A 19,551-nucleotide genomic window follows, 5' to 3' on the forward strand; every position below is an offset into this window, starting at 1 on the left:
CCAATTTGTAAATAATTGGTGGTGCATAATCAAGATCTACTAATTACAACATTTTAATAGAAATCTTAAACTCTATTCTTCGATAAATTTCATTAATTCTTCATTAAATTTATCTTTCTCATCATAAAATAATCCATGTCCACTATATTTAAATGGTATGAATTTTGAATTTCTAATACATTTATTTTGTATTTCTCCCAATTCAAAAGGTACAACCTTATCATGAATTCCATGTAGTATTAATGTTGGAACACTTATTGAGGATAAATCATTAAACAGTTCTTCTCGTATCCATGTATTTGCTACTGCAATAGTTGACCAACTTGCTGCCTGTAATCCCAAACTTAAGAACCAATCAGCAAAAGGTTTAGTTATATGCTGGTAAAAGAATATATCACCAAAATCACTTAACATTTTAGGTCTATCACTATATGTTTGACTAATAATACTAGTTACAGTTTTCTTATCAAGTCCATATGGAAAATTAGGACGTTTAATAAGGCTAGGAGCTGCTGCTGCAAAGTTCATAAGTTTTGATACACCGTATTCTTTATACCTTGACATATACCTAACAGCAATGGCTCCTCCTGTAGAATGACCTGCTAGCGTAAAATTTTTCAGTTTTAAAGCTTCCACCACTTTTCTAACATCATCTGCCAGCGTATTATAATCATACCCTATAAATGGTTTATCAGATTTACCAAATCCTCTTTGATCTATGCCAATACATCTATATCCATGTTTAGGGAGTATATTAAATTGATATTCAAATAAATTATGATTTCCAGGCCAGCCATGTAAAAACACTATGGTTTTATTTCCATTAGGATTAATATCCTCCACATAAACTTTCACCCAAGGTTCCACTTTAACATAATAACCCACTAAAATTCCTCCGATATTTAATATTTACCTCTACATATTATTCTGGCAAATATAATTTTGTGAGAATCTAGTTTAACTTAATATAAACTTTCTATTACTTTTTTCGCATTTTCCATTTTTTCATATGTATTTTCTAATATATGTTTTTCTAGCATTTCATAAAACAACATACCCATCCCATTATTTCTTTTATGTCTATTTTCATATTCACTATTTAAATTCCTACAAAATTCATCATTAGATTTGATAATTGGATACACTCTCATTTTATCACCCCTAATTATATATTCGAAACATACATTAAATGCCTAATATATATTGAAAGCTTAAATGATATATTTGTATGTCTTCTAATTTATTTGCACTATAAGTTATAATAGAATTCGGAAAATTATACACCTTACTCACCCTTTCAAATAATTGTTTCTATTTTCGCTAAGGTTATTTCTTATGTATTTTCATATATATACGAAACACGCATCACTTTTTAGGGTATCATTAAGAAAATCTTTTTTATTACGCAAAATAGGCATCCTAGATGACGGATGCCTACTCTACAATAATAATTGGGGATCTAATTTTATCTGATGGCTACCTACTGTAACACTCCCACTTCTATCAAAGTGGGAGATAACAGTAGCTACGCCCCTAGATAATTCATCTAAACTTAGTGGGAGAACCAAACTCCCACTAAGTAAGATTCATTGATATACTTTCTTGTGGCAGTTGCACTTAAGTTTAATGTGCCCTGCAACTACAGACACGAGGAGGATAATTACCTTTACTTTTCTTTCATATATGTAAATACATTATTTTCATTTTCGCTAAGGCTATTTCCTTAGGACACTTATAAGTATATACGGTATTTGTTACGATTTAATGTCATACAAGTGAATTATTTATTTATTTTTTGAATATCATGTAAATAATATAAGAAGTTATATCATTTATTCTTAATAATATTACAGCGATGTAGGCAATTTAGATTTGATCATTTCAATACAATCAGTATTGTCTTCTAATGTTTGTGTAGTGATTTTGATAGGCTTAGCAAATATAGTAGGATAATCAACTTCATCATACTCTGCACGAATTGGAAATGCGAGTTGTTCCCTATCTATTAAAAATTGAGCATTTCTACCATTTGTATTGCCGCGGGTATCTATTCTAATCCACTTGTTTATATTTGAAAGAAAAACTGCATTTAGAGCATGTATGCAATATCCTGTTTCTGGTATATCACCTAAAGTTAATCTTTGATAACAGAAACCAGTTGGAATACCTTGACACCTTAATAGTGCTGCCAACAACATTGACTTTGCATAACAGATTCCTTCTTTATACTTCAGCACCTCTGACGCAGTTCTTGTTACTCTTTTACTTTGAATATCCCAAGAATGTGAAATTTCATCTCTAACATATTCAAAAGCAACTTTTATTTTTTGAATTTCATCGAAATTATCACTAAACAATTCGCTAACTTTATTTTGTATAATTTTTTTATTAAAATCAACATATTTATCGGCTAATAAATAATTTGATAAATTTTTATATTCTAATATAAGATTCATTTAGTTTCCTCCTTTTTATATTTTAGTTGCTTCGTATTTATTTCTTGAACCAACTCATTATTTATACTGTAGAATCATCTGGCATAACAAGGCAGGTTGCAACAAAGCCCAAAATACAAAATGACACATTAGAAATGTGTTAAAAATAATTTACCACAGTTTTTATATCTTATTTGAATCATTCAACTTAACCTCTTTATAAATAAAAAAGAGAGCCACATATAGGATCTCTATTCCTACATACGGCTCTCTTGGGCTCAATTATTATAATCACTAACCTAATAATTTTTAAGTTCAGGCATATACTTTTTAAGTTCATCACGAGTTAATCCTATTTCATCAATTATACCAGTTGACTTCATTTCTTGCCATATATCTGATGTATCATTTATAGCTGAGAACTCTGCTGACTCATATCCCCAAGAGTGCCATGTAATAAATATACGTCTACCACCAAAGAAAAATACATTTGGTAAATCTGCCTGCATATTACCTTTAGTTACATAACGTTTCTGAATATTATTCGTCATATTGTTAAATTCTTCTCCATGCCCTGGAAAAATTGCTTCACATATTACTGAATATGAAGATTCTACGTTATTTAACGTATCTTTGTCCGTACTTGTACAGCCTAGCATGGACATTCCAAAATCAATAGTTGGTTCATTATTAGATCTACCACCGCCGAGAGTCCAAACATCATACAATGTTCCCCCTTTATTATTCCAATTATAGTAAAGCGATATATCGTTTGTATGCTTTCCTGTATACGGATAACTATCATATATATATCGATAAACATTTTTTCCTATACCTGCATTTTCGACCTTATCCCTTACTACATTCCAAGTATATGTCATACCATTTTCAGTAGTTTCTTTACCATCTAATGCTAAAAATGATTTACCAATCACTAATAAATTTTTATTTAGCGCTAATTTTACAATTTTATCATCACAATCATCATCCATCAAAAGTATAGGTTGATTTAATTTACTAGCATAAGGTGCCGCAACAAGTGCATCATGATAGTCTTTGCCAGTTACTACTGTAAATTTATCTAAGCTGCTATCAAATTTTTTTATTATAGCTTGAGAAGTTTCATATCTACTATTTCCAGGTAACGTTTCAACAAAAGGATCTGGTCCATCTAAAAAATTAGTAAGTTGATCAAGAACATTTTCAGATATAACCCCTGGTCCTCCTATTAAATAAAACTTATTAACATGCCATTTTTTAATAGCCTGTATAGTTGCTTCCGGTAAACTATCTTTATTAGTTAACAGTATTGGAGCATTTTTTTGACCTGCAAATGTTGCAGCAGATAGTGCATCTGCAAATCCATAAGCATTACTTATAAATACTGTATCCGTTTTGCCTTTATCTACAATTTTCTGACCAATTGCAACTGCAGTGCTAAATCTATCATTACCTGCAAGTCTGCTTATAGAATATCCCTGTCCTCGTAGAGTTTCTTCCACACTAGAACCTATAGAACTTAAACCACCTAATATGTAAATATTCTTTGCATTTAACCTCTTTAACTCAGTTAATACAGAATCATCAATATTATCTTTACTGGCAAAAAATATAGGACAGTTCATGCTAATACCTAAAGATGTTCCTCCCAAAGCATCTGGAAAATCCTGTGAACTTGCAATAATAGCATAATCTGAAGTAGTCCATCCTTTTTGGCTTATTTTTATACTAGTATCTACATAGTTTGATCCTTTAATTGAAGTTACAGCATTGCTACTTGTTTGAACACTATCTGAGGCAAATACTGTACACTGAAATAATAAAGATACTATAGCTATAACCAATGTTGTCATTAATTGTTTTTTCATATTTGTGATCCCCCTATTTTCGTTTCTTTCTAATTTAGCTTGATATAACTATATTAAATTGTAAATGAATATGCAACAATATATTTAGCAATCACTGTTTTATTCTCATATAAAAGTAATACATAAAATACTATAAATACTATTTAGTTATCTACACTATATTTCTTTATAAGAAGGTTTATACACAAAATTGATAAAACAATTACAATTGTTTTTAGTTGAAATGTCAATATAAATATTCCCATACCGTTTTCGAGGTCATACCAAGGTGACCATTTAAAGTTAGTGGTTGTTATTAATATTTGAGCAGCAATTAAAAGCACATCTAGCACACCAGTTAAGAAAATTAACATAAGTTTTGCTATTTTCATTTTCCACCTCCCATAAAATTTACCTGATAATAATCTGCACTTATGATATATTTTAGAAATTTACAATAATTATATTGGGAACTTTTGCTGTACTTGCACATTCAAAAGAAAAAGCTATCCTCAAGTATAAGAATAACTCTAAAAATAGCAATAAAGAATTGTTTATTATCAATTATCCCTCTCCAATTTCATCAATTAACCATGGTGAATTCCTGTCTTTTCTAATAAGAGTACACCATTTAATATCTTTTCCACTATCTTCAGGACCAATTCCATCTTTTTTATATTTAACTGTATACTCAACCTTATAAATTTTTATGTTTTCAGCTTTTGCATGAGTTATTGTACCACGGCCATATTTCATATAAGCTTCCTTTTGTGATGGCCTTTTATCTTCAGATATACTATCAAGTTTAACATGTTTAAGATTTTCATCTATGTCTTCCCATTTCTGTACTTGTGTTGAATTAATTCCTTTTAAATCTTTTCCATTAAGATATTTAAAATAATTTTCTACTACCTGTTGAGCGGGATCTATCGACTGCTTCTGCGGATTTGAAACTTTCCTTTTTGTTATGAAACAGCCAGTAATTACAACCACAAAACATAAAATTACCAACATTATTTTTTTCATTTTCCACCCCCATAAAATCTTCCATATACCAATTCCATGAGTTAATATTATCACATTTTTGAAATATTTCGTACTAAAATAGCCTTGGATATATTTCAAACTCTTAACGTCTTAGTACGCAAAAATATTCTATTACTACATAAAATATAATTATAAATAATTTTATGGAGATTAATATGAACTCATTTAGACAAAATCAATATTCCAGGGCTGATGCTGTAAAATACGCCATTATATATGCGCTTAAACCTAACCCTGCTTATAGATATTTTCCTCTAACAAATAATAACACTAGTGGTGATTGTGCTAACTTTGTTTCTCAATGTTTACATGCCGGTGGTGCGCCTATGAATTATAGCACTAGAAACCCTTGGTGGTATAGACATAGTAGCATAAATATAAATAGAGATACTTGGTCTATATCTTGGGCAGTAGCAAATTCTCTTTACTGGTACTTGAAAATAAATCAGGCGTCACACTTGCCCGGTGCCAAAGGTTTAGAAGTTCAAAATGTTTCCTTGCTTAAACCAGGCGATCTTATATTCTTTGAAGATAACAAAGGCTTTATTTTCCATTCTACAATAGTTACATCACTCTTACACAATAAGCCACTAATATCTCATCATTCTTTTGAGGCCTTAAACATACCATACCAAAGTTCATGGCCAGCATATAAAATGCATTTTTTGAAAATAAGCATTTAAAGTATAGCTGCGAAAAAGGGAGGCTCAGCTTCCCTTAAATTATTATTCCATTTTTACTACGCAAAATAAGCATCCTAGATGACGGATGCCTATTCTACAAATAATTGGGGATCTAATTTATATACTTTCTTGTGGCAGTTGCACTTAAGTTTAACGTGCCCTGCAACTACAGACACGAGGATGATAATTACCTTCACTTTTCTTTCATATATGTAAATGCATTATTTTCATTTTCGCTAAGGCTATTTCCTTAGGACACTTATAAGTATATACGGTATTTGTTACAATTTAATGTCATACAAGTAAATTATTTATTTATTTTTTGAATGTCCTGTAAATAATATAAGAATAAGCACTAGCTTTAACCAGTGCTTATCTTTGTTTAATCATGTTTTCGTCTGCGTAAAAAGACCGATTTGCAAATTTATTGATAAAAATATTACATTGCTGTGAGAATTAAAATTCATTTAGATAATTTCATTGTATAATAACCAGTTTATAATATTATAGTTAGTATTTATACATCTGATATAGTATTTTAAATACCTTTTATGAAAAAAAGGTAACAACTTATTGTTATATAATTGAGTAATCATTTCTAATTTGTTATACTTTTCTTTCATACTTAACTAATTCGTGCCGCTAATTTAAGGAGGAACTTTTTATGGCTAATACTGATTTTTGTACATGTAAAAATTATAGTTGTAAGTTTAACCCACGTAATCATGATCAAGGTTGTAATCTCTGCATTAAAATTTGCCTAAATGATGGTGCACTCCCATCATGTTTTTTTAGGGCTGTTTCCGAAGAACTAAGGGATGTAACAGTAATTGATGACTCATCATATGAAGCTTTTGCAAAACTTGTTCTCAATAACAAGAAATAATTAATACCATTAGTTATTCAATATAAATTTCTATTTAGCACGAATTAGAAATTTTTTAATAATTATAAAATATTCTTTACTTAAGTTTTTGGGAAACAACCTTTTAGTATCCTTGAGCCTCGTAGGTTCTGTCATTATTCAATACTAAAAAGTCTGAACTGTATGTTATTGCCTTTTCTTCACTGCTGCCTTCCTGAAAAACAAACCTCGGTTGAAGTACAAATCTAGCTATTTTTCCAGAATAAAATAAGATCTTTGACTGACAATACCTTCTCATTTCCAACTGGCTCCCAAAACATGTATACTATCTATAACTAATGTGTTAAATGCATTAATCTAAAACTATGGTGTAAAAATGTTGTAAATTTAAAACATCCACACCTGTTGATAACACTTAATTTAACACATTTCCTCCACTATAAAATATAATAGCCACTGACACGCATATATAACTTATATGTTAAAAGTATTATTGCTCGATATACCACTTTCAATGCTTAATTCCATTTATAGATGTTAAATCTTATAATTACTATTATTTAGTTAAATAAATATTATCAGCGAAACAATTTAAATCTATATTCTTAAAACCATTTTTAGATATGCTTTCCTTTATATCTTTTATTGTTTCTTTATTTTTGCTTAATATTATTACATTATTTTGTAATGTCTTTCCAATATAAATATTATATCCCATAAGATCAAGTATTGGATTTATATAAAACATATTTCCTTTACAATACAAATATCCTAATAAAATTTGTGTAAGAATAGCAGTGATAACTATTTTAGAATCATTAGTCCTTATTTTAGGAAAATCAGTTGTTACAAATGATACTATATAAGCTAAAATATAATCTAAAACTTTTTCATTTCCATCTTCGATCTTCAACAATTTTATAGGTTCATCATATTTTTTAGAAATTGATATTAAAATATATAATATTACATTAGGTATTACTATTAAAAGGAATAAACCATATAATAATATATCTGAATATACAATATTTTTTACATTAGATACTTTAATAATTGCCTCTTTTATATCTAAAAAATTATAATTTAAAGTTATAGTTAATATATATAAGGGTGAATATGATGATAAAAACATAAATATTTTTGCTAAAGAACTCACCATTTCACCTCCTACATATTGTTAAATCTTTGTTTTTTTATCCGCTACAAAATTGTTACCAGATAAATTTGACTTAAGGTAATCATCTTGAATTAAGTGTATTAACTCAGAAGTATCATTTGAAATTATTTTTCCATTTCTAACTTCCATATCTAAATTAGCCTTAGATATAATATTTTTAATATCTTCAATATTACTTTCTACTTTCTCTTTAAACCAGTTAATGCTTTCATCCTTAATTTTAGACATCTTTTTCTTTATAGTTATTTTTTCACAATCGCTTTCTATATTATCAATATTTTCAATAATATTTAATTTTTTAATTTTAGAAATAGTTTTATTTGCTTTTTTTGTATATTCATCTTTATAATCAAATATTTGTTCAAAATATAATTGAGTGAATATAGCAATGTCTTCTTTATACATAACACAATCAAATTTATTATTTAATGATAAAATATCTTTGTCTATTTTTTTCATTTTACCTTCACTTAATAAAATTTTAAATTTACTTTTTAGATATATAGAAGATAAAAATTTTTTAAATAATATAACTTTATTATTACTTTTTCTATTATTTAATATAATCGCATATGCTCTACTCGTTTCTATATCACTAAATTTATCAATTAACTTTATGTTGCTGATGTCATCAAACTTATCTTGCATATTATTTAAATTAGGTATTTCCTGTATATTAATACTGTCTATACAATCATCCAACTTTACAATAGGATCATATTCTACTACTTTTTTCTCTTTAGTACTACGTAAAAACCGATCTATAAAACTTTTTATTAAATCATCTTTCAGTTCTTTTTCAATTAAAACTTTAGATAACTCAAAATTTTGTGATATAAATATACAACTCAAACTAATATCTTCTTTACATTCTAATTCCATTTTAGCATCCTGCAGTTCAAACATATTTTTACCTCCATTATATTAGATTTCATTAAATATGTGCTATAATAGAGGTATATTTAATGAAATACATTTAGTTTTAAGAAACCATTATTGATTGGTAGTCCATATGGTTTCTTTTGTTTTATTGTAAAACTTTTTGTAAAAAAGGACAAGTATTGTCAATAAAAATAAAGCTTACCAACAAAAATTTAGGTAAACTTTATTTTCTATATTCCTCTATGAACTTAATCAATCATAAAATTTTTATTAATATTACATCAAAAGGCACTTATTATTAACAAGTACCTTTTTCATGACTTTTTATCCAGTTAACTACATTCTTTTGATCTATTTTACCAGATTCAATATCTGTTGCAAAATTCACAAGTTCATTCTGGCTAAACCTTATCTTTATTTTGTTATATTCAAGAAGTACTAACATTACATAAATTCCAGTCCTCTTGTTTCCATCTACAAATGCATGATTTTTCATTATATTAAAACATATGTTTGCGCACTTTGATTCAATAGTTGGATATAAATCTCGTCCATAAAAAGTAGCTTTAGAATTTTCAACTGATGATTTCAAAAGTTTCAAATTTCTTACACCACTTGTCCCTCTAACAGCCTTTATTAACCTATCATGAAGTTTTAAAATTTACTAATAGTAATATAATTTTCTCTATCCAGATATATTTCCATATTACCATCAGCTCTTGGTTCTACATAAAATTAAGGCTGGCCTTGTGAATCTATAAGCCAAGGTGAATTTTTATCTTTTCTAACTACGAAGAACCATGATGTATTTTTTCCATTGTCTTCAGCTGTAATAGCATCTTCTTTGTATTTTACATCATAGTCAACTTTATATACTTTTACATTTTCTTTCTTGACACCATTAATACTTCCTCTACCATTAGATAGATAACCCTCTTTAAAGACAGGATTCGTTTCTTCTTTAACAGAAATAAGCTTAATATATTCACGAACATCAAATCCCCATTCCACATTTGGCGCCTTCTGCCATTCAGTTATTGTTGTAAACAAAGCCTTTTTATTCTTCTCATTAAGATACTTAAAATAATTTTCCACTACTTGCTTAGGTTGCAATAACCGCTGTGAGTCTGATGCTTGTTTTTGCGAACTAGTCTGTTGTGTTTTTGTTGTAGAGCAACCAGTAAGTATAATAAACAAAGATAAGATTACCAATACTATCTTTTTCATTTTACACCCCCATAAAATCTTTCATATACCAATCCTATGAGTTAATATTATCATATTTTCGAAATATTTCGTGCTAAAAAAGAGTCCTGAATTTCTCCAAAATTCTCAATCTATTTCACCCAATAAAATTATTCTACTCCTTTAGCTAAGCCCCTTCTTCAATTGGTAAGTTAACTGAAACTGAAATTTCTATAACTGCAGAAGATAAAAACTCAAAAAATTAAAATGCATCCCTAAGAAAGTGCATTTTAATTAATCTCAATCTCTAAAAAATTTTAAACTAAAACCGCAATGTATGCCTCATTAGTTCAATTACATCAGAAAAGGAAAGGTCTTTATCTCTACCTCTCCAAGACTTCTTTCTATTATTTTCTTTTAATTCCTTATGTCTATTCAATTGCTCTACATCTGATATTTTCTCAACTTTCATGCCTCTCCCCTATCTTTACATTAGATTTTATCCGATGGCTACCAGCCGTAATACCCCCATCTTCTTATAAAGTGGGGGATAACGGCTGCTACGCCCCTGGATAACGATTTCTAAGTTTCAGATGGAGAAAAAAACTCCACCTGAAACCAAGAACTCTGTTTATTCCATTATTTCTGTTATTTATATAATGATTACTTTACACGTGTAATAAGACGTATAATAATACAGTTATAGGAAATGGATAACTTAAAAGATGGATGTGGCAATTAAATATATCCATCTTTTTTATAACACAAAATAGGCACCCTAAATTGAGGTGACCCCTAAAAGTTAGACTTTATTAGCGGGACAGTTTCGGCTGCCTCGCTAATTTCATACAGCCAAGAGGCTGAGTCTGTATTCAACAGGACTCATCCATCCTAGTTTCTCTTTGATTCTATGTTCATTATAGTACTTTATATATTTCTCTATCGCCTCTTTTAGTTTATCATAGCTGTAATAGACTAATCCATAATACATTTCCTGCTTCATAATTCCAAAAAAATTTTCCATAACCGAATTATCATAACAGTTTCCTTTTCTGGACATGCTTTGAAAGATTCCAGTCTCTTTGAGAGCGTGTGTATAAGATTTCATCTGATAAGCCCAGCCTTGATCTGAGTGAAATGTTCTTCTGTATGGACAATCAGAGGTTATTTCAATTGCCTGGTTTAATGCGCCCATGATATTTGCAGCTGAGGGATGCTCAGATATACCATAACTTAGTATTTCTCTATTGCACATATCCATAAATGGATCCAGGTAAAGTTTCTTGATTATCATACGTCCTTTTGCATCTATTTCATAATATTTGAATTCTGTTGTATCCGTCGTGATTTTCTGATGAGGTATTTTTGTGTTAAATCGTCTGTGAATTCTATTAGGTGAAACCCTTCCAACCTTACCCTTATAAGAACTGTATTTACGGCTCTTTCTCCTGAATGATGTCACCTGCAGGTCATATTTCTGCATAATTCGCTGGACTTTCTTTTTGTTCACAAGATATTTCTGCTTTCTTAGTTCACCATAGACTCGTCTATATCCCCAATCTTTGTTTTCAGAACGGATTTTGAGAATCTTATTCTCAAGTTCTTTGTCAGGATTTTCTCTATCAAATCTTTTCTGCCAATACATATATGTGGCCTTAGGAAAGCCAACAACTGCGAGAATGTCTTTTAATTTGAACTCTCCTCGGAGGCTGTGGACGATTCTCGCTGTTTTTTCAGAAGAGCTTCCTCCTCTAAACGCAGTCTCCTCAGTTCTTTTAAATAGGCATTTTCTATTCTAAGTTTGAGCAGTTCATCTTCAAGCTGTTTAACACGTTCTGCACTGGTATCAACCGGAGCCGCCTCACTTAATGTTATATCTTTCTTTTTATTAGATGAGTCCAATGATTTCTTTCGTCCCTTCTTCTTTGGCCTCAATGCATCAGGACCAGCTATACGAAAGTCATTTACCCACTTTGCAATCATAGCATTATTATTAATGCCTTCACAAAGTGATAACTCCTGATACGAGACTTCACTTGATAGATATAACTCTACCACATGAAGCTTGTATTTAAAAGTATAGCTATTATTTTTTCTTGAACGCATTAACCCCTTATCACCAAATTTCTCATAATAGTGAACCCAATTTAAAACCTGTCGTCTATTCTTAACACCATACTTTTGCGCAAGATAAGAATAACCACCTTCACCACGCTGATAAGCTTCAATTACTTTCTTTTTAAATTCAAAACTATATTTTGCCAATAAAAAACCAACCTCCAATCGTTAGATTTTAGGTCTAACTTTTGGGGGTCGGTTCAAATAATAGGTGCCTATTTTGTATTAGAATGCTTTAAAGGAAATCAATTAATATATTATCTTGTGATGGTTGCATTTAAATTTTACGTGCCCTGCAACCGCAGACACAGACAGGATATTATTTTACTTTTGTGCCCTACATATGAATAAACTATTATCATTAAAACAATTCTTTATGTCGTTTTAAGTATATAAATTATTTGTTACAATTTGATGTCATATAAGTAAATTAATTCCCCATTTTTTGAACATTTTGTAAACTTCATAAAAACAAGCACCGATTTATTATATTTTATCCTAAAATATCTTTTCATAATAGCTAGTTTATTTTATTATATATATGAATAATATTCTAAAAATTCATAAATTTTCTAGGGGAATTCATATGGAAAAATTTGTAAAACTAACTATACTAGTACTGCCGTGCATTCTCTGTTTAATATTTATATTTTCTTCTAAAACATTTGCTTCTGAGGTATCTTCTTCTAAAATACAAAACTTTCAACAAGATGATCGGTCTTTAGATTGGACTGAGTTACCACTAAAAGAAGACGTTCCTAGTAATAAAATTTGGACCATTACATTTAACAAAACAATTGATAAATCTTCACTAGATAATGCTCCTATTTATGTAACAGATAATTATGGCTCAATCATAAAAAATGTAGATTTACAATTAAATAAAGACGGCAAATCTGTAAAAGTAGTACCTAATTTCGCTTACTTACCAGCACATGCATATTACTTATACATTACTAACAGAATTAAAGCAACTTCAGGATATCCTCTATCTAAACCACAGTGCATGACCTTTACAATTAATGCAAATGCTACAAAGATTGATAAATATTATAATAACCATAGTATAAAATTAAAAAGTGGTGATATTATACAGTTAACTCTTCCTGAAAACAGAGATGGTGGTTACTTCTGGAATTTTAAGCCTGACTTAGATAGTAATATACTTAAAATAATTGATACTATTAATATCTCTCCTTCTTCTTCTCCAAATCTTATTGGCGGTGTAGGTAAAAAACGCTGGTTAATTCAAGCTGTAGGCGCTGGACAGACTTTAATAAATTTAAAAGAATCTAGTTATCATTCAGAAATTTTAGATACATTTAACCTAACAATCACTGTTGAATAGCACCATTCTGGGTATACGTACTTACATTTTACAATATATAAGATACTTGTATCCAGACAATTCATTTTATAATCTATTCCCCCTCTGCCCTTCCATGATTATTGTGCTCCTCTATCAATAAAATAGATAATTACGTTATTTATTTTGAGCCAATGCTATTTATTTCAAAAATGTTTTAAAAGGGTTGATTTTAATGCTAACTCAACTGTACAAGTTTTATTAGTTCACAGTAATATAAAAACAGTTAATATTTTATTTATTATTACAAATAAATGATCCACCTAAAACTTATGTGGGAAAACTGTGGAAAACTAAAAAAATAAGAGTGCTTTAAAGTTCTTCAAAACACTCTTATCTAGCCATTTAGTAGTCCCTAGGAGAATCGATCTCCTAATTTTATTTTTAATATATTACAATTATATATGATTTTCTGTAATCCCCTGATTATAAAGACTTTATATCTATAATAAAATATTGTTATGTGTATCAATCTAAAACTATGGTGTAAATATGATTTGTTTCTAAGACAAAGTCATACCACTATTTTTAAGTAACCTTTATTCTTATTTAGATTACCAAAATAAAAGGCACTTATTATTAAAAAGTACCTTTTTCATGACTTTTTATCCAGTTCATTATATCTGTGATATTTACCATCACATCTTCCTACTAGGTTGTGTTTTCTCTGAACTCTGTTTATATTAAAATTCTTATATAGATCTCTTACAAATTCGCAATCATTATATGAAAGAATAAATTTACCTTTTACATTCTTTAGACAATCATTTAACCTCAATGATCTTATTTTGAAAACTTATTCTGATAGTACCTCTTATGTTTCAGATAGTTATATCATGTGTAAACATATTTTCTCTTTAAAAGTAAAACACGGATATATATCATTACAAATATACTTAATAATCACAAAGATATGCTATAATATTTATAAGAGAATAATGTGTTTTTAGTTAGTCACCTTCCAGAATTTATCTCTTGCAAAGAGGCCGTTGCGGTAATTTAACAACAGAGGGGGTGACAATATGAATGCATATGTTATTATTGTTTCCATAGTATGTGTTACAATAGTAGGCATAGTAAGTATTTTTGCTATGTTAGCATACTTAAAAGAAAAAGCTATTCTTAAATATAAAAATAACTTTAAAGATAGTAATAGTGAAATTTCTATTACCGTTGATGATGATAAAAATGATCATTCAAAAAATTAAAAATGCACCCTTCGCCAAGTAGTGCATTTTTAATTTAAACTAAAAACTTTACAAACATAAAACCGTAACGGCTTCTTTTAAATATATTATATCACAATGTACAGTATTTTAAACTAATTTATAAGAATATGTATTGTATTTTATACAAAAATAAAGCCTAGAATAGCGTTTATACTACTCTAGGCTTTAAATTATTACTGAACAATATCTATATTTAATACATTACCTTTAATTGTTGTATCAAAGTCTTATACAGAAGCCGATAACATTCTGTTCAGTGTTTGTACAGTGCTTGATGCATCCTGTACAATATTGATAGTACCTGCTACATCAGCAGTATCTTTATTTGTATTAAAACCTGAGGCCAAAATTATCTTACTTTTCTGACATAGGTCGTATTGTTCCATCAGGATTTAAAAGTATTATATTTCCGGTTGTTTTATTTACACATATTGCATAATCATTTGCAGAGTGATCACTTCTGGTTTCTGAATAAAATACATAATAATTATTCACTATATTCCGTGGAAGCATACTTTTATCTATAGCTACACCTTCAAGAGCTACATCAAAATCTGGAGAAACAGAGCATGCTATAGTGTGCGCCTCTCTAGCTGTAATTCTTTTTGTAGTGTTATCAGAATTATTTGAAGAAGTTGCTTGTGCTTGTTGTTTTTGAGCTTGTAATTGTGTTTCAGTATTAGCTTGCTGCTTTTGTTGTTCAATTATTTTAGAATATGAGTCTTTTAAATTTTTAGCTTCTGAATTATTTGGATCTAATTTTAAAGCTTCATCTAAATATTTATTAGCATCATCATATTTACTATTTTTAGCTGAATTGCTTGCAAATTGAATATCTTTATTTATTTCTGCATTTTTATCATTTTCTTTTTGTATATTTTGAACAGTTGCTAATGCTTTTTCTTTTTGCATAGTAATATCATTCTTATATTTACTATACTTATACATTCCAAATGCTGATATGCAAAAACATATAATTAATATTAATAAAATCATTAATATATTTCTTATCTTCTTCAATTTTATCCCCTCTTTATTATAATTTATTTCAATTATAACAAAATTCTTCAAATAGAGTAAAATTTTTTTGCTTTAAATTACATTTTAATCTATATTAGCTTATTTCTAAAAGAATAAATATTGACAATATGTAAAAAGGCCTAGGTTTAAAATTATTGTTGTTCAAAAATTGTAGCGCTTTATGTAATAGTCATATTTTCTTGTTGTATTTTTGTAGCACCTACCACATCAGCAACATCTTTACTTTCATCAAAGGCCGGGGCTAATATCTTGTTAGCTATAACCTCTGAATTTATCTTTCCACAAATAGTCTCCCTAAAATGGTTCAGTTCTTCCTGATATATTCCTGGGATCTTTTCACCTAGCAACTTATCAAATACTCTTCTCTTCTGTTCTCCTGCCTGAGATATAAATTTAAACTGCTGTTCTATTATAATGATTGTCCTAGACTTAATCCATGACTCTCTACCTACTTACTTTACATTATTTCTTAAGGTAATAAACCCTAATCCTTTTGCCTTTTATAATTTTTAACTATCATTTCATCAATTGACCTATCTTTTAATTCAGATAAATTGTAAAATTTACAATTTTGTCTCTCATTAGCATCTTTAGAATTAGCTATTAAATAAGGTCTAATGTCTAGGATAATATAATCTCTATGACTCCAATATGTCAATATGTTTTTACCTCTAGTCAAAGATTTCTCATAAGCTTTAGCTGGAACGACTATAATCCCATTATCTCCTCTTTTAATTATAACTACATCAGAAAAGCCTTGGACAATAGTATTTAAATATTCTGTCATATCTACAACTGCTTTATTTGCAAATTGATTGCATTTTATTGCTTTTAATATATTTCCCATAAATTATACCTACTTTCTAATAGAATTATACAATTTATAGTTATTTTATCATGTTTTAATACTTTTAGGCAAAATAAAAAGGATATATCTAGTTCCTAGCTTTCATCATTCTTATTTCAAATTTATCTTCCTGTTTTATTAGAAATTTTGGTACATATACCGATTTTAAATACCATCAAATAAACCTCCTATAGTTGATGTAACATAACGAAAAGAATATCCCATATTTATATGAGATGCCTCTGATCCTAACCCAATAACATTAGGTTTACAATTTCCTGCCATAGTACATTCACCACCTAATAATTTATTTTTATATCTCCTGCAAATTTTATAAGTACCTGAAACTGTGTATTTGAAGAATACACTACATCATAAGTATCTTCTTTAACTTGTACCCATTTATTATTAGAGGTTAATCTTACTTTACCAGTACCTATATCTCTTGAGTAGTATCTACTGCAAAGACAACTTGGACTACATATTTCTAAATGAACAAGGTAACTTAATTAACGCTGGAAATCTGGACAAGACATGGACAAAATTTTTAAGATTCTTAAATATTCCTCACAAAAAATTTCATGCTTTAAGGCATACGTATGCTGCTAAGCAATTTGAAAATAATATACCTTTAAAAACTATTTCTATGCTATTAGGTCACAGCAGTATTGAAATAACTGCCAATATTTATACTCATATTTTAAAAAAAGGAAAAGAGAAATCAGCTGACATTATAGCTGACATTAAAACTATAGTGTAAAAATAGTGTAAAATTTTAAAAAAGCACATCTTAAATCAAAAAATAAGAATAGCTTAACTATTGTAGTTAAGCTATTCTTTCATTTTTGGTAGTCCCTAGGAGAATCGAACTCCTGATTTCACCGTGAGAGGGTGACGTCTTAACCGCTTGACCAAGGGACCATATTTAATTTTCGCAATCAACATTTAATATTATATATCCTGCTCAACAATTAGTCAACACTTTTTTTATTTTTTATTCAATATTTTTTCTAAAAACTTTATTTTATATAGCATCCATTCTAGATACACAACTAAAAGCATTAAAAATTGAATTAGAAATTAATATTTTTAGTTGCAACTAGTTCGCAACTAGTTATATAATAGTATATGTCGGTCTTATATGTACTGCACCTATCGTGTACATTGATATAAATGGAGGAAATCATTAATGATAGAAATTAAAGATCTGACATTTTCCTATACAGGTAAATGTCCTTATTTAATAAATAAAGTAAACTTAAACATTCAAGACGGAAATTATGTTTCAATTTTAGGCGAAAACGGCAGCGCTAAAACCACCCTTGTAAAATTAATTTTAGGACTGTTAAGTCCTTTAAGTGGCAGTATACACATAGCATCTGAAAGAATTGGATATGTACCTCAAATAGTAGATAATTTTAATTCTGAATTTCCAATTACAGTTTCAGAACTACTGAGATGTCATAGTAAAGTTTTAAAAATTAAAAATAAAAAATCTGCAAATATATGTCTTGGTTCTGTTGGAATGGGTGATTTTAAAAATAAACTGATAGGGAATCTTTCTGGCGGCCAGCGTCAAAAAATATTCATAGCAAGAGCTCTCATTGGCTACCCTAAACTCCTAATATTTGATGAACCTTCTACTGGAATAGACGTTCCAAGCCAAAAAGAAATATACAGTATAATAAAACATTTAAATAGGCACCAATCCATAACGGTTCTAGCTGTAGAACACAACTTAAAAGCTGCTCTGGAAAATTCTACCCATATCTGTACCATGAAGGATGGCAATTTAAAAATGTATACTGTTGAAGAATACAAACAACAAGTACATAATCTATCTGATTTTAATTAAATTTTACTGGAGGAAAATCATGTTACAATACGGTTTTATGCAAAATGCAATTATTGCAGGTATATTTATATCTATACTTTGTCCTGCTGTAGGCATATTTTTAGTCTTAAAAAGATATTCTATGATTGGAGATACCCTATCTCATTCATCCCTCGCTGGAGTTGCAATAGGTCTAGTTTTCGGATTCAATCCAATACTAACTGCTTTTATATTTACTTCCATTGCAGGACTCGTAATAGAGTTTTTACGAGATTATTATAAGAAATACGCTGAATTAATACTTGTTATAGTCCTTACATTATCCGTTGGTATTGCCATTGTACTTATAAGTACTGGAAAAGCCAATGCAGATGTAAACTCCTTTCTTTTTGGAAGTATACTTACTGTATCTGAAAATGACATTTACACAGTAGTTATATTAAGCATAATTTCTGTTATAACTTTAACTCTTTTACATAATGAATTATTGTATATAACCTTTGATGAAAATGGAGCAAAAGTGTGCAAAATAAAAGTAAAGCTTATAAATTACATATTTGCCCTTTTGGTAGGTGCTACAATTTCTGTTTCTATACGAATTCTTGGGATTCTTGTAATTTCATCCATGATAGCTATGCCCGTGGCTGCAGCTCTTCAACTTCACAAAGGATTTAAAATTACATTTTTATTTTCAATAATATTTGGATTTCTAGACATAATGATTGGATTATTCCTATCCTATTATATAAACAGTGCCCCTGGTGGTACTATAGCAATTACTTCAGTTGTATTGCTTTTAGTGGTTATTATAGGTAAAAAGTTATTCAATAAATAGTGAATGTTATTTTTCTCCACTATGTTATGAAAAATCTTAAATTTAAACTTATACATAAAATGTAATGATAAAATTGAAATCAGGTTTTTAAGGTGATGAATTTTTTCATTATATAATTTAGTAAAATCACCTATCAAGCTAAAAACTCTATATAAGTCTT

The 19,551-nt window shown here is 28.9% G+C and carries 22 protein-coding genes, 1 tRNA gene and 1 pseudogene; 7 read left to right on the forward strand and 17 right to left on the reverse strand.

The features are described from left to right. Positions 1 to 72: 72 nt before the first annotated feature. The 6 genes from CLAU_RS05155 to CLAU_RS05180 form a co-directional block, all read right to left on the reverse strand. Positions 73 to 885, reverse strand: coding sequence for an alpha/beta fold hydrolase (locus CLAU_RS05155; protein ID WP_023162110.1), 813 nt, complete (start codon positions 883 to 885; stop codon positions 73 to 75). Between the two features lie 77 nt (positions 886 to 962). Then, positions 963 to 1,151: a hypothetical protein gene (locus CLAU_RS05160; RefSeq protein ID WP_023162111.1), complete on the reverse strand. Its 189-nt coding sequence runs from the start codon at positions 1,149 to 1,151 to the stop codon at positions 963 to 965. A gap of 696 nt (positions 1,152 to 1,847) precedes the next feature. Beyond that, positions 1,848 to 2,456, reverse strand: coding sequence for a transglutaminase-like domain-containing protein (locus CLAU_RS05165; protein WP_023162112.1), 609 nt, complete (start codon positions 2,454 to 2,456; stop codon positions 1,848 to 1,850). Between the two features lie 278 nt (positions 2,457 to 2,734). Beyond that, complete coding sequence (locus CLAU_RS05170; RefSeq protein WP_023162113.1) at positions 2,735 to 4,303, reverse strand: cell wall-binding repeat-containing protein; 1,569 nt, start codon at positions 4,301 to 4,303, stop codon at positions 2,735 to 2,737. A 143-nt stretch (positions 4,304 to 4,446) separates the two neighbouring features. Continuing rightward, a complete protein-coding gene (locus CLAU_RS05175; RefSeq protein WP_023162114.1) occupies positions 4,447 to 4,674 on the reverse strand; it encodes a hypothetical protein in 228 nt (75 codons plus the stop codon). Between the two features lie 172 nt (positions 4,675 to 4,846). Then, positions 4,847 to 5,308, reverse strand: coding sequence for a DUF4829 domain-containing protein (locus CLAU_RS05180; RefSeq protein ID WP_023162115.1), 462 nt, complete (start codon positions 5,306 to 5,308; stop codon positions 4,847 to 4,849). Between the two features lie 170 nt (positions 5,309 to 5,478). On the opposite strand from CLAU_RS05180, the gene CLAU_RS05185 reads away from it, so the two are divergent. Further along, positions 5,479 to 6,012 carry an amidase domain-containing protein gene (locus tag CLAU_RS05185; RefSeq protein ID WP_420806599.1) on the forward strand — a complete coding sequence of 178 codons (534 nt, stop codon included), beginning with the start codon at positions 5,479 to 5,481 and terminating at the stop codon, positions 6,010 to 6,012. A gap of 664 nt (positions 6,013 to 6,676) precedes the next feature. Then, entirely contained in the window at positions 6,677 to 6,898 is a 222-nt protein-coding gene (locus CLAU_RS05190) for a DUF6485 family protein (RefSeq protein WP_023162117.1), read from the forward strand. 103 nt (positions 6,899 to 7,001) lie between these two features. On the opposite strand, the pseudogene CLAU_RS19940 reads toward CLAU_RS05190, so the two are convergent. From CLAU_RS19940 to CLAU_RS19945, 7 genes and pseudogenes are all read right to left on the reverse strand, one after another. Further along, positions 7,002 to 7,184: pseudogene (locus CLAU_RS19940) on the reverse strand (DUF1064 domain-containing protein); the annotation flags it as partial. Between the two features lie 249 nt (positions 7,185 to 7,433). Then, complete coding sequence (locus tag CLAU_RS05195) at positions 7,434 to 8,033, reverse strand: hypothetical protein (RefSeq protein WP_029170181.1); 600 nt, start codon at positions 8,031 to 8,033, stop codon at positions 7,434 to 7,436. A 21-nt stretch (positions 8,034 to 8,054) separates the two neighbouring features. Further along, positions 8,055 to 8,960 carry a Kiwa anti-phage protein KwaB-like domain-containing protein gene (locus CLAU_RS05200; RefSeq protein ID WP_029170182.1) on the reverse strand — a complete coding sequence of 302 codons (906 nt, stop codon included), beginning with the start codon at positions 8,958 to 8,960 and terminating at the stop codon, positions 8,055 to 8,057. A 274-nt stretch (positions 8,961 to 9,234) separates the two neighbouring features. After that, entirely contained in the window at positions 9,235 to 9,597 is a 363-nt protein-coding gene (locus tag CLAU_RS05205; RefSeq protein ID WP_029702578.1) for a type II toxin-antitoxin system death-on-curing family toxin, read from the reverse strand. Positions 9,598 to 9,671: 74 nt separating this feature from the next. Continuing rightward, positions 9,672 to 10,163: a DUF4829 domain-containing protein gene (locus tag CLAU_RS05210; RefSeq protein ID WP_023162123.1), complete on the reverse strand. Its 492-nt coding sequence runs from the start codon at positions 10,161 to 10,163 to the stop codon at positions 9,672 to 9,674. 280 nt (positions 10,164 to 10,443) lie between these two features. Beyond that, on the reverse strand, positions 10,444 to 10,593 hold the full coding sequence (locus CLAU_RS20845; protein ID WP_023162124.1) for a hypothetical protein: 150 nt from the start codon (positions 10,591 to 10,593) through the stop codon (positions 10,444 to 10,446). A gap of 372 nt (positions 10,594 to 10,965) precedes the next feature. Further along, positions 10,966 to 12,386, reverse strand: a protein-coding gene (locus CLAU_RS19945) for an IS3 family transposase (protein WP_242832315.1) whose coding sequence is annotated in 2 segments (ribosomal slippage) — positions 10,966 to 11,900 and positions 11,900 to 12,386 — 1,422 coding nt in all. Because the reading frame shifts where the segments join, the coding sequence is not laid out codon by codon here. A gap of 439 nt (positions 12,387 to 12,825) precedes the next feature. Here CLAU_RS19945 and CLAU_RS05225 point away from each other — a divergent pair. Together CLAU_RS05225 and CLAU_RS05235 are read left to right on the forward strand one after the other, a co-directional pair. Then, positions 12,826 to 13,587: a protease inhibitor I42 family protein gene (locus CLAU_RS05225; RefSeq protein WP_023162125.1), complete on the forward strand. Its 762-nt coding sequence runs from the start codon at positions 12,826 to 12,828 to the stop codon at positions 13,585 to 13,587. 1,040 nt (positions 13,588 to 14,627) lie between these two features. Continuing rightward, entirely contained in the window at positions 14,628 to 14,813 is a 186-nt protein-coding gene (locus tag CLAU_RS05235) for a hypothetical protein (protein ID WP_023162126.1), read from the forward strand. Positions 14,814 to 15,188: 375 nt separating this feature from the next. Here CLAU_RS05235 and CLAU_RS05240 read toward each other — a convergent pair whose 3' ends face one another. The 3 genes from CLAU_RS05240 to CLAU_RS05250 form a co-directional block, all read right to left on the reverse strand. Then, on the reverse strand, positions 15,189 to 15,854 hold the full coding sequence (locus CLAU_RS05240) for a tetratricopeptide repeat protein (RefSeq protein ID WP_023162127.1): 666 nt from the start codon (positions 15,852 to 15,854) through the stop codon (positions 15,189 to 15,191). A 179-nt stretch (positions 15,855 to 16,033) separates the two neighbouring features. Then, on the reverse strand, positions 16,034 to 16,222 hold the full coding sequence (locus tag CLAU_RS05245) for a hypothetical protein (protein ID WP_023162128.1): 189 nt from the start codon (positions 16,220 to 16,222) through the stop codon (positions 16,034 to 16,036). A 137-nt stretch (positions 16,223 to 16,359) separates the two neighbouring features. Continuing rightward, the gene (locus CLAU_RS05250) at positions 16,360 to 16,722 is read right to left on the reverse strand and encodes a hypothetical protein (protein WP_023162129.1); all 363 of its coding nucleotides are present in this window, start codon (positions 16,720 to 16,722) and stop codon (positions 16,360 to 16,362) included. Between the two features lie 472 nt (positions 16,723 to 17,194). Between CLAU_RS05250 and CLAU_RS05255 the strand changes: the two genes are divergently transcribed. Continuing rightward, positions 17,195 to 17,482, forward strand: coding sequence for a tyrosine-type recombinase/integrase (locus CLAU_RS05255; RefSeq protein ID WP_242832226.1), 288 nt, complete (start codon positions 17,195 to 17,197; stop codon positions 17,480 to 17,482). Between the two features lie 86 nt (positions 17,483 to 17,568). On the opposite strand, the gene CLAU_RS05260 is transcribed toward CLAU_RS05255, so the two are convergent. Further along, positions 17,569 to 17,643 (reverse strand) — tRNA-Glu (locus CLAU_RS05260). A gap of 268 nt (positions 17,644 to 17,911) precedes the next feature. Here CLAU_RS05260 and CLAU_RS05265 point away from each other — a divergent pair. Both CLAU_RS05265 and CLAU_RS05270 read left to right on the forward strand, forming a co-directional pair. Beyond that, on the forward strand, positions 17,912 to 18,577 hold the full coding sequence (locus CLAU_RS05265; RefSeq protein WP_023162131.1) for a metal ABC transporter ATP-binding protein: 666 nt from the start codon (positions 17,912 to 17,914) through the stop codon (positions 18,575 to 18,577). A gap of 19 nt (positions 18,578 to 18,596) precedes the next feature. Next, entirely contained in the window at positions 18,597 to 19,391 is a 795-nt protein-coding gene (locus CLAU_RS05270) for a metal ABC transporter permease (protein ID WP_023162132.1), read from the forward strand. Positions 19,392 to 19,551: the final 160 nt, after the last annotated feature.

The organism is Clostridium autoethanogenum DSM 10061 (assembly GCF_001484725.1).
Taxonomy (GTDB): domain Bacteria; phylum Bacillota; class Clostridia; order Clostridiales; family Clostridiaceae; genus Clostridium_B; species Clostridium_B ljungdahlii.

What these genes read in the sequence shown, in the direction of transcription:
- CLAU_RS05265 (WP_023162131.1), top strand. Translation starts at nt 17,912, where the DNA reads ATGATAGAAATTAAAGATCTGACATTTTCCTATACAGGTAAATGTCCT.
- CLAU_RS20845 (WP_023162124.1), bottom strand. Translation starts at nt 10,593, where the DNA reads ATGAAAGTTGAGAAAATATCAGATGTAGAGCAATTGAATAGACATAAG.
- CLAU_RS05200 (WP_029170182.1), bottom strand. Translation starts at nt 8,960, where the DNA reads ATGTTTGAACTGCAGGATGCTAAAATGGAATTAGAATGTAAAGAAGAT.
- CLAU_RS05210 (WP_023162123.1), bottom strand. Translation starts at nt 10,163, where the DNA reads ATGAAAAAGATAGTATTGGTAATCTTATCTTTGTTTATTATACTTACT.
- CLAU_RS05165 (WP_023162112.1), bottom strand. Translation starts at nt 2,456, where the DNA reads ATGAATCTTATATTAGAATATAAAAATTTATCAAATTATTTATTAGCC.
- CLAU_RS05170 (WP_023162113.1), bottom strand. Translation starts at nt 4,303, where the DNA reads ATGAAAAAACAATTAATGACAACATTGGTTATAGCTATAGTATCTTTA.
- CLAU_RS05160 (WP_023162111.1), bottom strand. Translation starts at nt 1,151, where the DNA reads ATGAGAGTGTATCCAATTATCAAATCTAATGATGAATTTTGTAGGAAT.
- CLAU_RS05190 (WP_023162117.1), top strand. Translation starts at nt 6,677, where the DNA reads ATGGCTAATACTGATTTTTGTACATGTAAAAATTATAGTTGTAAGTTT.
- CLAU_RS05225 (WP_023162125.1), top strand. Translation starts at nt 12,826, where the DNA reads ATGGAAAAATTTGTAAAACTAACTATACTAGTACTGCCGTGCATTCTC.
- CLAU_RS05180 (WP_023162115.1), bottom strand. Translation starts at nt 5,308, where the DNA reads ATGAAAAAAATAATGTTGGTAATTTTATGTTTTGTGGTTGTAATTACT.
- CLAU_RS05250 (WP_023162129.1), bottom strand. Translation starts at nt 16,722, where the DNA reads ATGGGAAATATATTAAAAGCAATAAAATGCAATCAATTTGCAAATAAA.
- CLAU_RS05235 (WP_023162126.1), top strand. Translation starts at nt 14,628, where the DNA reads ATGAATGCATATGTTATTATTGTTTCCATAGTATGTGTTACAATAGTA.
- CLAU_RS05270 (WP_023162132.1), top strand. Translation starts at nt 18,597, where the DNA reads ATGTTACAATACGGTTTTATGCAAAATGCAATTATTGCAGGTATATTT.
- CLAU_RS05175 (WP_023162114.1), bottom strand. Translation starts at nt 4,674, where the DNA reads ATGAAAATAGCAAAACTTATGTTAATTTTCTTAACTGGTGTGCTAGAT.